Raw genomic sequence first — 14,988 nt, forward strand, 5'->3', positions numbered from 1 at the left:
CGCCATCGGGGTGGTCCACCCGGCATCCTCAGGGTGGGTCACCCGGCGCTCTCCGTTCCCGGGGTGGGTCACCCGGCGCTCTCCGGGAGGTTTCCGGGGCGGGGCCCGGTGTCGTCCGGTCTCGTCCGGAGGTTCCGGGGCGGGGTCCCGTGCGTCCGGGTGCGTCCGGGAGGTGGGCGCGCCGAGGGCCGCCGGGCGTCCGCGGTTCCCGGGACGGGCTCCGCCCGCCCGTCCGGCGGTGTGCCGGGGGTGTCCGGGGCCGTCGGGGTGATTCACCCGGCGTCTTCAGGGTGAGTCACCCGGTGGGAACCTTCGGGGCCTTTTCGGGGCCTTGGAGCCTTCAGGACCTGCAGGACTCTCAGGACCTCAAGAGGGACCGGCTCAGCCGGCGAAGGGGTAGCCGCGCAGCGACTGCTGGAAGGCCTTGCGCGCGATCGGGACGTACCCCGAGGTCGCGGCGCCGGTGGAGAGGGCCATGGTCACCGGCAGCGGGCCTGGCGGGGAGGGAAGGGTGAGGCTGGCCGCCTTGGGCAGGCCCCAGAGCTCGTCGCCGTTGGCGACGAGGCAGGCCACGCCGAGGCCGGCCTTGGCGGCCGCCCGCAGCCCGACGAGCTCGGCGCCCTCGTAGCCGACACGCCACGGGACGTCCGACTCGTCGAGCGTGTCCACGATGCGTCCGCGCAGCGTGCACGGCTCGGTGAAGAGCGTGAGCGGGAGGGCGGCGCCCTCCCCGTGGGCGGGACGCCCGAACCAGTCCATGCGCATGTGGCCGAGCTCCTGGCTCGTGGCGCCGGCCCGGTGGGGCTTCGTCTGGAGGAGCAGCGCCAGGTCCAGCTGGCCGGTGTTCACCCGGCCCTCCAGGGATTCGCTCAATCCCGTCTGGACGCTGACCTGCGCGTGCGGCATGCCCTTGGTGAGCAGCCGCAGGATCTCGGGGAGCGCCTCCGCGAGCTGGTTGACGATCCCGATCGAGAGCCGCACGTTCCCCGGAGGGGGTACGAAACGGCCCACCGCCTCGTCGTTGAGCGCCACGAGACGGCGGGCGTACCCGAGGAGTTCCTCGCCCTGCGGGCTGAGCTGCAGCTTGCGGCCGGTCGAGGTGAATATGGGGCCCTTGACGAGACCGCTCAGCTGGCGAATTTGCTGACTGATGGCGGGCTGGGTTATGTGCAGGGCCTCCGCGGCCCTCCGGAAACCGCCGACATCGACTACGGTGACCAATGCTCTCAGCCGATTTATTTGCAGGTCGTGGTACATTCTTCCTCTTAAGCTGACCTAGTAGGAAAGTATCGAGCCGTCTGTTCCAGACGGCTTCCGAATGAATAGGTCGCGGGCTTTTTCCGGGTGTTCACGCCGTGCTCTAGTAGGGCAGGTGGATCCCCTTGGGAGTGCGGGTGTCGAGGGCGTACCGGGTCTCGGTCGAGCGCTTCCTCTTCTGCCGGGGGACTCGGATGAGTCGTTTCTGCGGTCGGCGGATGTGCTTCTGCTCCATGATCTCCTCCAGTCTTCTTGTCCGGATGCGGTCAGCGTAGCTCCGGAGGACCGGGAGCTCCTATACACAGGGCCACGAGTGCGGTGTGAAACTCTCACGTTCGCCTGATGACGCGAAAACTATTCCCACCGCCGGATCGGACGGACAATTTACTTATTCGAACTCGTCCAGATCGAGGAGACGGTCATGGTGACCTTGAACGCTTCACGGACCGAGCAGCTGATGGAGCACGACCGGCTCTTCGCCGAGTTCCTGGAGAGCTCCCGGACCGAGCCCGCCGGTGACCCGGTCGCCGTGCTCGCGGAGTCCGGTGTCCACCTGCACCGCTGGGAGGAGGCGCCCGGAGGGGGTGCCGTACCCGTGAGGTGCGAGGTCCTCGACGACCTCGTCATCGAGGACCTCGACCATCCCGCTCCCGTCGTGGCCGCCTGGACCTACTGCGGATGAAGGATTTCATCGAGAACAGGGCGGCCTCTCCACTGATCGGATTCAAGCGCCACCTGCGGGCGGTGACGGTTCCGGGTGAGGCGGTCTACCTCACCTCGGCCCGGGGAACGGTCGCCCTGTCCGGCGGGCGGATCCAGACGCTCGCGCCGCTGCTGGACGGCGGCCACAGCCTGGCCGAGGTGCGAAGACGGGTGGCGCCCGAGATCTCGGCCGGGCAGCTCGGGCGGATCCTCGGCAGGCTGGCGGAGGCGAACCTCGTCGGATCCCGCGGCCCCTCGCGGGACGGCGCCGACGTCGCGTCCGAGGCCTACTGGGACCTCGGGCGGGTGGACGCCGACCGGGCCGTGTCGGCCCTGGCGGAGACGTCCGTCGGGCTCGTCGCCCTCGGGGGCGCCGACACCGGGCCGGTGACCGAGGCGCTGCGGTCGATGGGCGTCACCGTCGAGGAGGACGGCGACCGGCCCGCGGCCCTGTCCCTCGTCCTCTGCGACGACTACCTCGACCCGGAGCTCGAACGGATAAACGAGCGGCGGCTGGCGGACGGGCGGCCCTGGCTGCTGGCCAAGCCGACCGGCGCCGACCTGTGGATCGGCCCCTTCTTCCGGCCGGGGGAGGGGCCCTGCTGGTCGTGCCTGACCGCGCGGCTGCGCGGGCACCGGCGCGGGGAGGCACGGCTGCGGAGCGTGCCGGGGACGGGCGCCGTGAGCCCGCCCGACGCGTCGCTGCCCCTCACCCGCGCCCTCGGGGCGCAGTTCGCGGCCCTGGAGGCGGCCAAGTGGCTGGCCGGGGCGCGCGACGAGCGGCAGGACACCCTGTGGACACTGGACACCTTCTCCCTGGAGGGCCTGCGGCACCGCGTGGAGAAGCGCCCGCAGTGCCCCTCCTGCGGGGACTCCGGGCTGGTGGCGGCGAGCGTCGTCAGGCCCGTCGTCATCGCGTCCAGAAGGAAGGCGGCCGTGGGCGGCAACGGGCATCGCGCGCTCGCCGCCGAGCTGGTGTGGGAACGCTACCGGCACCTGGCCGACCCCCTCACCGGGATCACGGACGAGATCCGGCGCGACCCGCGGAGCCCCTCCTTCCTGCACTGCTACCTCTCCGGGCCGAACCTCGCGCTCACCGACGACAGCCTCTCCGCGATGAGGGCCGGGCTGCGCCAGCAGAGCGGCGGCAAGGGGAGCACCGACATCGAGGCGCGGGTGGGCGCGCTCTGCGAGGCGGTGGAGAGACACTGCGGCTCGCGGCACGGTGACGAGCCGACGGTTCGGGACAGTCTCCGCGGCCTGGGCGAGCGGGCCGTGCGCCCCGACGAGTGCCAGCACTTCCACCGGCGCCAGTTCGAGGACCGGACCCGCTGGAACGCCGAGAGCATGGCCTTCCAGCACGTTCCCGAGCCGTTCGACGACGAGGAGGTCGTCGACTGGACCCCGGTGTGGTCGCTCACCGCGCAGCGGCACCGCCTGCTCCCCACCGACCTGCTCTACTTCAGCAGGGGCGGCCATCCGTCGGTGCGCGCGACCTCGAACGGGAACGCAGCGGGCTCCAGCGTCGAGGACGCGATCGTCCAGGGCTTCCTGGAGCTGGTGGAACGCGACGCGGTGGCCATCTGGTGGTACAACCGCACGCGCCAGCCCGCCGTGGACCTCGGCTCGTTCGGCGACCCGTGGATCACCGACCTCCGGTCGCGCTACGAGGACATCGGCCGGGAGTTCTGGGTCCTCGACGTCACCTCCGACCTGGGCATCCCCGTCATGGTGGCGATCTCGCGGCGCGTCGACAAGCCGGCCGAGGACATCATGCTCGGGTTCGGGGCCCACTTCGACCCCCGGATCGCCGCGCGGCGCGCGCTGACCGAACTCGGGCAGCTGCTCCCGGCCGTCGCCGGGGCACGCGCCGACGGGACCGGGTACGGCCCGACCGATCGCCACATCCGGGACTGGTGGCTCACCGCGACCACCGGGAACCAGCCCTATCTCCGCCCCCACGAGAACCGGGGCCCGCGGGCCCTGGGCGAGTACGCCTACACCCCGCGCGGTGATCTGCGGGAGGACGTCGAGCACATCGTCACGCTGGCCGGGCGGACGGGCCTGGACGTCCTCGTCCTCGATCAGACGCGTCCCGACATCGGCATGCCGGTCGTCAAGGTCGTCGTTCCGGGCCTGCGGCACTTCTGGGCGAGGTTCGGGCCCGGCCGGCTGTACGACGTTCCCGTCCTCCTCGGGCGTCTCGACAGGGAGACGGCCTACGAGGACCTCAATCCGATTCCCCTGTTCATGTAGCCATTCCGCCTCGACAAGGGTGAGGAGTCACAGAATGGTCGGTGGCCAAGGCAACGATACCGATTTGCTCCCCATATTCCCCCAGTGGTCGTTCCGGGAGGACGTGTACATCGAACCAGATCCGCACCGCGGGACCGTGGTGCTCCACAGCCGCTGGGAGGACGTGGTCCTGCCGTTCCCCGGACCCGCCGTGCTGGAGGCGATGCGCCGGATGAGCCTGGGGCCCATCTCGCTCGACAACGTCATCCACGAGGAGGCCGAACGCCGGGAGCTCGGCGCGATCCTCGACGGCCTCCAGCACCTCGTGGTGCGCTCCTTCGGCTTCGACCCCGAGCGGCCGCTGATGTCGGTGGTCCCGCTCGCGCAGCGGGCCCGGTTCCGGCTGCCGGCGGCCCCCCTGGTCCACCCGGTCCGCCTGTCCAGGTTCGCGCTGATCAGAACCGACGGCAACAACTACCACGTCGAGTCGCCGCTGTCGCTGCACCGGGTCATCCTGCACCGGCCCGAGGCCATGGCCGACATCGGGCCGCTGATCCGCCCGGTCCCCCCGTCGGCGATCGAGCCGGGCGCCCGGCCCGTGATCGCCTACCTGATGGCGGCGGGGATGGTGGTGCAGGCCGTGGAGGAGGACCCCTTCCAGCCGACGGTGTTCGAGGAGGACGTCGACCCCGCCCTCGTCGCCTGGACCCCCCTCGATCTCATGTTCCACACCCGCTCCACCCTGGGCAGGCACGACCACGACTTCGGGGCGACGTACCCGATGGGGGACAAGTGGAGCGTCGAGCCCGTCGTGAAGCCCGGGCCCGCGCGGGAGGTCGCCGATCCGGGGACGGAGCGGGCTCCCGTCGCGCTGCCCCGGCCGAAGTGGGGCGAGCTGCTCGCGGTGGACCCGCCGCTGACCACGGTCGTCGAGGCGAGCCGGCACACCCGGCACTACGGGGAGAGACAGCTGACGGCCGACGAGCTCGGGGAGCTCCTGTACCGGACGGCCAGGGTCAGGTCCCTGGTCGGCTCCCCGGACGAGAACTCCACGACCTCGACGAGCGATCGCCCCTACCCGAGCAGCGGCAGCTCCTATGAGCTGGAGCTCTACGCCACGGTGGACAGGTGCGCCGACGTCCCCCGGGGCGTCTACCACTACGACCCCCTCGGGCACCGGCTGGAGCCGATCGAGTCCGCCCCGGCGGACGTGGACGAGCTGCTGGAGACGGGCAAGGTCGCGGCGAACCTGGACGTGACGCCGCCCGTCCTGCTCACCATCACCGCGCGGTTCCGCAGGCTGTCGCGCAAGTACAACGGCCTGAGCTACTCGCTGGTGCTCAAGAACGTCGGAGCGCTGACGCAGACGCTCTCCCTGGTCTGCACGGCGATGGGGCTGGCGGCGTGCAGGCTGGACAGCGGCGACATCGAGGTGACGGGACGTGTCTTCGGCCTCGACTGGCGGGTCGAGTCGAGCGTCGGCGGATTCGTCGTCGGCCACCGTCCGGGCCCCGAGCCGAGCCGCTTTTCCGGGCGGTACGCGGTGAATGACGCCGAGTGGGCTCTCCGGGCGAGGGCGGCAATCTCGTAAGGTGGATTTCCGCTTTTTCGGCGTTTCCCGGATGGGCGGGGATGCGCGGCCGGAGTCGCGCGAACACGCCGCGTCCTCCCCGCCGGACGCGCGTGAATCGTGCCCCGGGACTATGACACGCGGTTTTTCCGCTGCGTGCACCCGTTGATTCCCCCAGAGCCACGTAAACAGGCCTATCTAAGGTTATTAACCTGTTATAGATTGTTTTGGGGCGTCGGGCTGACGGGGAAGGACTACCGGTCGGGCTTTGAAGGAGACGGTCGATGACGGTGAACGCCGGCCCTCCGCAGCGCTGGCGGGGATTCGCCAGGTCGCTGCACGGGGCGCACCGTGGAACCCGGCACGAAGTGGGCGGGCTGGCGGCCCCCAGAATGGCCCGCGCGATCATCGTCGCCGTTCTGTACGGCTACGTGTTCAACGCGCTGATGTTCGTATGGGGAACGGGCCTGCCGGGCCCCGCGCTCCTGGGTTTCGCCGGCTGCCTGTTCGTCGCGCTGGTCCTGCAACTCGCGCACTCGACACAGGACGCGCTGAGCTGGATCGCGCCGCTCAGGGTCGTCACCCTGTCGCTGCAGGCCGTCGTCACCTTCCTGCCCTTCCTCTGGATCGGCCCGCAGGCGGGGTCCATCGCGGGCTTCCTCGCCGGGTCCATGCTGCTGGTGGTGACGGGACCGGGCCGCTGGGCCCTCTTCTTCGCCGTCGCCGCCGTCGTCGGCGCGCTCCTCACGTTCAGGGAGGAGAACCTGGTGGCGCTGGACGCCGTCTACAGCGTCTACTTCACCCTGCTGACCGGGTTGATGGTGTACGGGGTCAGCTCGCTGGCGTCCCTGGTGAAGGTGCTCTACGCGGCGCGGGGCGAGTTCGCGCGGATGGCGGTGGCGCGGGAGCGGCTGCGGGTGGCGCGGGACCTGCACGACCTGCTGGGCTACAACGTGTCGGCGATGACCCTGAAGAGCGAGCTGGCGTACCGACTGCTGCCGGGGGCGGCCGACCGGGCGCGACAGGAGCTCCGGGACGTCCTGGTGGTCGCCCGCCGCGCGCTGGCGGAGGTCCGGGTGGTGGCGGGCGGGTATCTCCCCATGTCGCTGACCGCGGAGGCCGAGTCGGCGGAGTCGATGCTGTCGGTCGCCGAGATACGGGTGAACGTGAACGTCTCGGGGGAGGGCCTGCCCGAGGCGCTGGACACGGTGCTGGCGATCGTGCTGCGGGAGGCGGTCACCAACGTGCTGCGGCACAGCAAGGCGCAGCGCTGCGAGATCGAGGCGGGTGTGGAGGAGGGCCGGGCGCGGCTGCGGGTCGGCAACGACGGGGTCGAGCCGGAGCTGGGGACGCGCTCGTTCGCCGGTACGGGACTGGGCAACCTCACGGGACGGCTGGAGGCCGCGGGGGGACGGCTGACGATCGCGGTCGACGGTGAGTGGTTCCAGCTGACGGCGGAGGCCCCGCTGGGGGCCCAGGTGGCGCCGGTCGCGGAGGAGACCGAGGTCCGGGGCCTGCCCGGGGCGTCCGGCGAGGCGTCCGAGGCAGCCGGGTCGACCGGGTCGACCGGGTCGACCGGGGCGACCGGGGCGACCGGCGTTCTGGAGACGCCCGGGGGATCCGGGATGGCGGGCGCGCCCGGGACCTCCGGAACGGCCGAGATGTCCAGGGCGCCCGAGGTGTTCGAGGTGTCCAGGGCGTTGTCCGGAGTGTCCGAGATATTCAAGACGTCGTCTGGAGTGTCCGAGGTATCCGGAGGGTCCGAGGTGTCCGGGACGTCGTCCGGGGTGCCGTCCGGGGTGCCGGAGGAGGAGCACGCGCGGCCGGACGCGTCGAACGACCGTGTGCTGGACGAGGTCGTGACGCGGACCTGGCACCTGCGGGTGGCGCGCTTCATCGCCGTGGTGGTGCTGTCGGGGTACGGCGTCCTCATCGTGGTCAACGTGCTGGCGGAGCAGCCGCACCCGGTCGGGCTGGCCGGATTCGCCGCGTGTGTCGCCGTGCTGGTCGGCGTGCAGATCGTCCACTCCCTGGGGGAGCCCCGGTCGTGGCCGGGGTGGCTCAGGAGGGTGACCCTGGCGGTGCAGACGGTCGCCACGGTCCTGCCGCTGCTGTGGATCGGTGCGCCGTGGGGGTCGATGGGCGGTTTCCTCGCGGGGGCGGTCCTGCTGGTGGGGGGCCGCTGGCGGTGGGTGCTGTACGCGGCCGTCGGCGCGGGGGTGCTGCTGCTGTCCGTGCTCCAGGGGGCCGTGGCGGAGTGGACCGCGTACCTGGTGATCTCCACGCTCCTGACCGGGCTGGTGGTCTTCGGCATCAGCTCGCTGTCGGACCTGGTGGCGCAGGTGGACCGGACGCGAGGTGACCTGGCGCGGATGGCGGTGACCCAGGAGCGGCTGCGGGTGGCGCGGGAGCTGCACGCGCTGCTGGGGCACGAGCTGTCGGTGATGATCGTCAAGAGCGAGCTGGCGTACCGGCTGCTGCCGAGGTCCGCGGACCGGGCGAAGATCGAGGTGGCGGAGGTGCTGGAGATCGCGCGGCGGGCGGTCGCGGATGTCCGGGCGGTGGCCAGCGGATACCGGCACATGTCGTTCGGCGCGGAGGTGGACTCGTCGGTCTCCACGCTCGCCGTCGCGGGAATCGACGTCGGGGTGGCCGTTCCCGCGAACCTGGCCCTCGGGGAACTGGACGCGCTGCTCGCCGTGGTGCTGCGGGAGGCGGCCACGAACGTGCTGCGGCACAGCGACGCGCGGTGGTGCCTGATCGAGGCGGTCCTGGACGCGGGAGGGCTGCGGCTGCGCGTGACCAACGACGGGGTGCCGCCGTACGGGCTTCCTGACGTCCGTGACGATTCCGGGCTGGGAGATCTGGCGGCACGGCTGCGCCTCGTCGGAGGGGGGCTGGCGGCGGAGGTCGTCGGAGGGGAGTTCCGGTTGGTCGTCACCGCGCCCGACACCGCTCTCGTTCCCCGTACGCAGGTGCTGGGGGACATGCCGGAGGTTGTACTGGAAGATATGTCTGGAGATATATCGGGGGGCGCCCAGAGAACGGACGTCCGTGGCGGGTGATTCGGCCGGATCGTTTTCCGGCTGACAAAGACGAGTAAGCGAATGTCAGAATTCCACGGCATTGCCAAATTCAATTGACTCGGTACTATTCGGATCAAGATCGTTGGTCCAGTCGGCTTGATCGAACGGTGGCGAGGCGTATGTGGATGGGAATCGCCTCGCAGAGCCGCTTACGGGGCCGCTTACCGGACCGCTTACCGGGTCGCTCGCGGGATCGATCGCGGGATCGGCCGGGTGGCCTTCCGCGAGGCCGGTCGCACGGAGGTCCCCGGGATCGGTCGCGGGAATGCCTGCGGGATCGGTCGCGGGAACGGCCGCGGGACCGGGAGACCCCGCCGCCCCCGGTCGTCGTTTCCCGCCCTGGTGCCGACGCCCGGACGGGAGCGCCGCTGTGCTGAAGATCCTCCTCGCCGAGGATGTGCCCATGGTGCGCGGGGCGCTGGCCGCCCTGCTCGACATCGAGCCCGACCTGACGGTGGTGGCCCAGGTCGGCAGCGGGGACAGGATCGTGCCCGCCGCGCTCGAGACGCGCCCCGATGTCGCGATTATCGACGTCGACCTGCCCGTGCTCGACGGTCTCTCCGCGGCGGAGGAGCTGCACGCGAAGCTGCCCACGTGCCGGACGCTCATCCTGACCGGCCTGGGACGGCCCGGTACGCTTCGCCGCGCCCTCTCGGTCTCGGTGTCCGGTTTCCTCCTCAAGGACACACCCTCGGAACGCCTCGCCCAGGCCGTCCGCGAGGTGGCCGCGGGACGTCGCATCATCGACCCGCAGCTCGCGCTGACCGCGTGGGACGTCGGGGAGAACCCGCTGTCCGGGCGTGAGGTCCAGGTCCTGAGGCTGGCCGCGGGCGGCGCCGAGCCGCCGGAGATCGCGGCCGTCATGCACGTCTCCGTCGGGACCGTGCGCAACTACCTCACGAAGATAGTCACCAAGCTCAACGCCAGGAACCGGGTCGACGCCATCCGCATCGCCACCGAGGCGGGCTGGATCTGACCGGACGGGCACTCGCGGTCCCGGCGTCGATGGCGCGCGGGCCCGGAAGCCTCCTCCCGACCGTCGCGAACCGGCCGCGAACCGACCGCGGACCGACCGCGGACCGACCGCGGACCGACTGCGGACCGACTGCGGACCGACTGCGGACCGACCGCGGATCGACCGCGTGCCGGTCGAGTACCGGCCGGGCAACGCCGGAACGTCGGCGGAGCGCCGGACGCCTGTCGGCCGGGTGCGGCCGAGTACCGGCCGGGCGGTGGTCGTACGTCGGCCGCGCGCCGACTGAACACCAGCTGGACGGTGGTCGAACGTAAGCCGCGCGCCGGCCGAATATCGGCTGGACGGTGGTCGAATGCCGCCCGGGTCCGGTGCCCTTTCCCGCCCCTGCTTCCCCGTTCCGCCTTCGCATCCTGAGAAGAAGGTCTTATCGCGGGCCCGTTGTCGCGGTTTTGTTACCGGCATAGCGTAATTGCTGGTAACCAAAACGTTGCTCGTGAAACGGGACCGCGAGAGGAGGCGACGTGACGACCACGGTCTGTCCCGCGTACGCGGGCGGCGGGGAGAAAGTGCCGGCGATTCCCGGCCCGGCCACCGGCCGGTCACGCCCCCCGCCGCCTCGGCAGGGCCCGTAGCCGGGCCCTGCACGAGCCGTTCGCCGTCACGCGTCTCCCACTGCCAGGAAAGGATGCCCGCAGATGAGTTCCAACAGGTGGCTGCACTACTTCGAAACGCAGGTCCCCCTCTCCGAGGAGCCGCCGCAGGTCGCGGCCAGGCTCGCCGGCTCCGGCCTGCACGCGGCGTACGTCGTGTACGAGAGCGGGGGGAAGTGGTCCTACGCGGGCGGCGCGCGGGCCGAGGTCACGCTGGACCGCACCGGCGCCCGGCTGGCCCAGGAGGGCGAGCCCGACGTCGTCCTGCCCTGGAGCGACCGGCCCCTGCACCAGGTGGCCCGGCTGCTCGACACCGTGAAGGTCCCCGCCTGGCGCGCCTACGGCTGGGCGGCCTTCGAGCTCTCGTACGCGAAAGAGGGGAAGCTGGACCACGTCGGCGACGGACGGCTGCTGCACCTCGTGGTGCCGAAGGCCGAGGTCCGCATCGAGGACGGCCACGCCCACCTCCGCGCCGCCGACCAGGAGACGCTGACCGCGCTGCTGGAGACGATCTCCAGCCCCGAGGAGACCCCCGAGGGCGCGCCGAAGCCGCTGGACGTGCGCGAGCTCGGCGAGGACGACTACCGGCTCGCGGTGAAGCTCGCGGTCGAGGAGATCAACCAGGGCGACCTGAACAAGGTCATCCTGTCGCGGGTCGTCGACGTCGACGAGGACATCGACCTGATCGCCACCTACCTGGCCGGGCGCCGGGGCAACAACCCCGCGCGGTCGTTCCTGCTCAACCTCGGTGGCGTGGAGACGGCCGGGTTCAGCCCGGAGATCGTGGTCAAGGTGTCCGCCGACGGCCACGTGGTCAGCCAGCCGCTGGCCGGGACCCGGGCGCTCACCTCGGACCTGCTGGAGAACGAGAGCCTGCGCGCCGACCTCCTGGGCTCCGCCAAGGAGGTCTACGAGCACGCGATCTCGGTGAAGGTCGGCACCGACGAGCTCGTGGACGTCTGCGTGCCGGGCTCGGTCGAGGTGCCGGAGTTCATGGCGATCCGCGAGCGCGGCAGCGTGCAGCACCTCGCCTCCCAGGTGTCCGGCAGGCTCGCCCCCGGCTTCAGGGCGTGGGACGCCTTCGGCGCGGTCTTCCCCGCGGTGACCGCGTCCGGCGTGCCGAAGGAGGCCGCGTACACCACGATCCGCAGGCACGAGCCCGAGTCGCGCGGCCTGTACAGCGGGGCCGTGCTCACCGTCGACCACACCGGCGAGATGGACGCGGCGCTCGTACTGCGCAGCGCCTACCGCCAGGACGGCCGCACCTGGCTGCGCGCCGGGGCCGGCATCGTCGGGCAGTCCACTCCCGAGCGGGAGTTCGAGGAGACCTGCGAGAAGCTCGACAGCGTGGCGCGCTACCTGGTCCCCGCGAGCGAGGGGAGCGCGCGATGAGAGTCGACGACGTCTACCTCGCCGGGGTGGGCACCTACCTGCCCCCCGTGGTGACCACCGAGCACGCGGTCCAGCGATCCTGGTACGACCGGGCCGACCGCGAGGCCTCCGGGATGGAGGCCGTGATGGTCGCCGGCGACACGCCGGCACCGGAGATGGCGGCCCGCGCGGCCCTGGTCGCGCTGCACCGGTCGGAGCACGAGCCGGACGACTTCGGCGCGCTGCTGCACAGCGACAGCTACCACCAGGGACCGGACGGCTGGTCGGCGCCGCACTACGTGCTGCGCAGGACGCTGGCCCGGCCCATCACCGCCCTGGAGGTACGGCAGGGCTGCCTCGGCATGATCGCGAGCCTGGAGATGGCCGCGCACCGGCTGATCGCGAACCGCGAGAAGGACGCGGTGCTGCTGACCGCCGGGGACAACTTCTCCACCCCGCTGGTGGACCGGTGGCGGGCCTCCAGGATGTTCCTGCTCGCGGACGGCGGCGCCGCCGCCGTGGTGTCGCGGCGCGGCGGCTTCGCCCGGGTGCTGGCCTTCGGGACGGTGTCCAACCCGGGGATGGAGGAGCTGCACCGTGGCGGGGAGGTGCTCTTCCCGCCCGGCATCACCGTCGGCCGCTCGCTGAACTTCGAGGAGCGCAGCGACTACTGGCGACGGCAGTGGGCGGAGGGCAACGCGCCCCCGATGGGGCACTTCGGCGAGTGCGTCGCCGAGGCGGCCGACCGGACGCTGGAGGAGGCCGGGATCTCCATGGAGAAGGTCACCCGCGTCTGCCACACCGGTTTCTCCCGGGGCTCCCTGGAGGCGATGTTCCTCGACCCCCTGGAGATCGACGTGGACCGGGGCCTGTGGGACTTCACCCGGGGGGCCGGGCACGCCGGCGCCGCCGACCCGTTCATCGGCCTGGAACACCTGTGGACGAGCGGGCAGGTCGCCCCCGGCGACCACGTGCTGCTCATCGGCAGCGCCCCCGGCATGGAGGCCGGCTGCGCGGTCGTGGAGATCGTCGCCCCGTACGAGCCCAGGAACCACGAGCCCAGGAACCACGAGCCCGAGAGCCACGAGCTCAGGAGCCACGAGCCCCAGAGCCACGAGCTCAGGAGCCACGAACTCCAGAGCCACGAGCTCAGGAGCCACGAACTCCAGAGCCACGAACTCCAGAACGAGCACCACGAGCCCCAGAACGAGCACCACGAGCCCGGGAACCACGAGCCGGAGAACGGAGGCCGGTAGAGATGCTTGACGGATGCACGCCATGGCCGGAGGAGTTCGCCGCCCGGTACCGGCGCGAGGGACTCTGGCGCGGGGAGCGCCTCGGCGACCTCCCGCGCGCCTGGGCCCGCGCGTTCGGAGACGGTACGGCACTCGTCGGCGGGGAGCAGCGGCTGTCCTACCGCGACCTGGAGGACCGGGTCGCCCGGACGGCGGCGGGTTTCCACCGGCTCGGGGTCGAGCCCGGTGACCGGATCGTCCTGCAGCTGCCCAACGTCCCCGAGTTCGTCATCGTGGCCTTCGCGCTGTTCAGGGTGGGTGCCAAGCCGGTGTTCTCCCTGGCGTCGCATCGGGCCAACGAGATCAGGCACCTGTGCGAGCTGTCTGGCGCGTCCGGATACGTCGTCCCCGGCGTCCATCGCGGGTTCGACCACACCGCACTCGCCCTGCGGATGGCCGAGGAGGTGCCGAGCCTGCGCCGGATCTTCGTCCTGGACGGGGAGACCGGCGAGGAGACCGGCGAGGAGAACGGCGAGGAGACCGGCGGGAAGCCGGGTGAGGAGACCGGCGAGAAGAGCGGCGGGGGAATGGTGATCCCGCTCTCGCAGGTGGACGCCGACCCGGTCCCGCTCCCCGTGGGCGACCCGTCGGACGTGGCGTTCTTCCTGCTCTCCGGCGGGACGACCGCGCTGCCCAAGCTGATCCCGCGCACGCACGACGACTACGCGTACCAGACCAGGGCGGTGGCCGAGCTCTGCGAGCTCGGCGCGGACGACGTCTACCTGGCGGCGCTGCCGGTGGAGTTCAACTTCACCTGGGGCTGCCCGGGGGTCGTCGGCACGCTCGGCTCCGGCGGCACGGTCGTGCTCGCCGAGAGCCCGGTCGCGGAGGACTGCTTCCAGGCGATCGAGCGGGAGCGGGTCACCGTCACCTCGGTCGTCCCCACCGTGGCGCAGCTCTGGCTGGAGGAGGCGGCGTGGGCCGAGACGGACCTGTCCAGCCTGCGCGTGCTGCAGATCGGCGGGGCCAGGCTCCAGCCGGAGCTGGCCGCGCGGATCGAGCCCGAGCTGGGCTGCCGCCTGCAGCAGGTGTTCGGCATGGCCGAGGGAATGCTCTCCATGTCGAGGAAGGGCGACGATCCCGAGTCCGTCGTGGACACCCAGGGGCGGCCGATCTCACCGGCCGACGAGGTGCGGATCGTCGACGAGCGGGACGCCGAGGTGCCCGCGGGCGTCACCGGCGAGCTGCTCACCCGTGGCCCGTACACCCTGCGCGGCTACTACCGCGCCGAGGAGCACAACCGGCGGGCCTTCACCGAGGACGGCTTCTACCGCACCGGCGACCTGGCCCGGCTGACCCCCGAGGGGAACCTGGTCATCGAGGGACGGCTGAAGGACGTGGTGATCCGCGGCGGAGACAAGATCGCGGCCGGAGAGGTGGAGGGCCACCTGCTCACCCACCCTTCGGTCGCCAGGGCCGCGGTCGTACCGGTCCCCGACGAGTTCCTCGGCGAGCGGATCTACGCGTTCATCGTCCAGGAGAACAAGCAGGGCGGGCAGGGCGGGCAGGGCGAGCGGGGCGAGAGGCCCGCGCTGGCCGAGCTGAAGCGGGCGCTGCACGAGCGCGGGCTGGCCGAGTTCAAGCTGCCGGACCGCGTGGAGTTCGTCGACGACTTCCCGCTGACCCCGCTCGGCAAGATCGACAAGAAGGTCCTCGCCGCCGCGGCGAAGGACCCGGCCCTGTCCCGCCGGTGGACGCCCGCGGAACCTGCTCCCGAAGGCCAGGACCCGGCCCTGTCCCGACAGCGGACACCCGCCGGACCCACCCCCGAACGCCGGGACCCGGCCCTGCCCCCTCAGCGGACGCCCGCGGAACCCACCCCCGAACGCCAGGAAAGGTGAACCGG

The 14,988-nt window shown here is 71.6% G+C and carries 10 protein-coding genes; 8 read left to right on the plus strand and 2 right to left on the minus strand.

All coding sequences use genetic code 11. The features are described 5' to 3' along the window. Window positions 1-381 precede the first annotated feature (381 nt). Window positions 382-1,257, minus strand: a complete 876-nt coding sequence (locus ABT053_RS07915; protein WP_350968132.1) for a LysR substrate-binding domain-containing protein — start codon at window positions 1,255-1,257, stop codon at window positions 382-384. A gap of 103 nt (window positions 1,258-1,360) precedes the next feature. Continuing rightward, a complete protein-coding gene (locus tag ABT053_RS07920) occupies window positions 1,361-1,492 on the minus strand; it encodes a hypothetical protein (RefSeq protein WP_350968133.1) in 132 nt (43 codons plus the stop codon). 186 nt (window positions 1,493-1,678) lie between these two features. On the opposite strand from ABT053_RS07920, the gene ABT053_RS07925 reads away from it, so the two are divergent. The 8 genes from ABT053_RS07925 (at window position 1,679) to ABT053_RS07960 (ending at window position 14,983) form a co-directional block, all read left to right on the plus strand. Then, a complete protein-coding gene (locus ABT053_RS07925) occupies window positions 1,679-1,939 on the plus strand; it encodes a hypothetical protein (RefSeq protein WP_350968134.1) in 261 nt (86 codons plus the stop codon). Continuing rightward, entirely contained in the window at window positions 1,936-4,215 is a 2,280-nt protein-coding gene (locus ABT053_RS07930; protein ID WP_350968135.1) for a TOMM precursor leader peptide-binding protein, read from the plus strand. Before ABT053_RS07925 ends, ABT053_RS07930 begins: the two co-directional genes overlap by 4 nt. 64 nt (window positions 4,216-4,279) lie before the next feature. Beyond that, on the plus strand, window positions 4,280-5,785 hold the full coding sequence (locus ABT053_RS07935; RefSeq protein ID WP_350968136.1) for a SagB/ThcOx family dehydrogenase: 1,506 nt from the start codon (window positions 4,280-4,282) through the stop codon (window positions 5,783-5,785). A 263-nt stretch (window positions 5,786-6,048) separates the two neighbouring features. Next, the gene (locus tag ABT053_RS07940; protein WP_350968137.1) at window positions 6,049-8,829 is read left to right on the plus strand and encodes a sensor histidine kinase; all 2,781 of its coding nucleotides are present in this window, start codon (window positions 6,049-6,051) and stop codon (window positions 8,827-8,829) included. 391 nt (window positions 8,830-9,220) lie between these two features. After that, entirely contained in the window at window positions 9,221-9,826 is a 606-nt protein-coding gene (locus ABT053_RS07945; RefSeq protein WP_350968138.1) for a response regulator transcription factor, read from the plus strand. Between the two features lie 695 nt (window positions 9,827-10,521). After that, window positions 10,522-11,868, plus strand: a complete 1,347-nt coding sequence (locus ABT053_RS07950; protein WP_350968139.1) for a salicylate synthase — start codon at window positions 10,522-10,524, stop codon at window positions 11,866-11,868. Further along, window positions 11,865-13,103 carry a ketoacyl-ACP synthase III family protein gene (locus ABT053_RS07955; RefSeq protein ID WP_350968140.1) on the plus strand — a complete coding sequence of 413 codons (1,239 nt, stop codon included), beginning with the start codon at window positions 11,865-11,867 and terminating at the stop codon, window positions 13,101-13,103. Before ABT053_RS07950 ends, ABT053_RS07955 begins: the two co-directional genes overlap by 4 nt. Window positions 13,104-13,105: 2 nt before the next feature. Next, window positions 13,106-14,983 carry a (2,3-dihydroxybenzoyl)adenylate synthase gene (locus tag ABT053_RS07960; RefSeq protein WP_350968141.1) on the plus strand — a complete coding sequence of 626 codons (1,878 nt, stop codon included), beginning with the start codon at window positions 13,106-13,108 and terminating at the stop codon, window positions 14,981-14,983. Window positions 14,984-14,988 lie beyond the last annotated feature (5 nt).

This window comes from Streptosporangium sp. NPDC002524, from assembly GCF_040295985.1.
GTDB lineage: Bacteria > Actinomycetota > Actinomycetes > Streptosporangiales > Streptosporangiaceae > Streptosporangium.

Excerpts from the sequence above, each read along its gene's own strand:
- ABT053_RS07930 (WP_350968135.1), top strand. The coding sequence starts at position 1,936 with ATGAAGGATTTCATCGAGAACAGGGCGGCCTCTCCACTGATCGGATTC.
- ABT053_RS07955 (WP_350968140.1), top strand. The coding sequence starts at position 11,865 with ATGAGAGTCGACGACGTCTACCTCGCCGGGGTGGGCACCTACCTGCCC.
- ABT053_RS07920 (WP_350968133.1), bottom strand. The coding sequence starts at position 1,492 with ATGGAGCAGAAGCACATCCGCCGACCGCAGAAACGACTCATCCGAGTC.
- ABT053_RS07915 (WP_350968132.1), bottom strand. The coding sequence starts at position 1,257 with ATGTACCACGACCTGCAAATAAATCGGCTGAGAGCATTGGTCACCGTA.
- ABT053_RS07940 (WP_350968137.1), top strand. The coding sequence starts at position 6,049 with ATGACGGTGAACGCCGGCCCTCCGCAGCGCTGGCGGGGATTCGCCAGG.
- ABT053_RS07950 (WP_350968139.1), top strand. The coding sequence starts at position 10,522 with ATGAGTTCCAACAGGTGGCTGCACTACTTCGAAACGCAGGTCCCCCTC.
- ABT053_RS07925 (WP_350968134.1), top strand. The coding sequence starts at position 1,679 with ATGGTGACCTTGAACGCTTCACGGACCGAGCAGCTGATGGAGCACGAC.
- ABT053_RS07960 (WP_350968141.1), top strand. The coding sequence starts at position 13,106 with ATGCTTGACGGATGCACGCCATGGCCGGAGGAGTTCGCCGCCCGGTAC.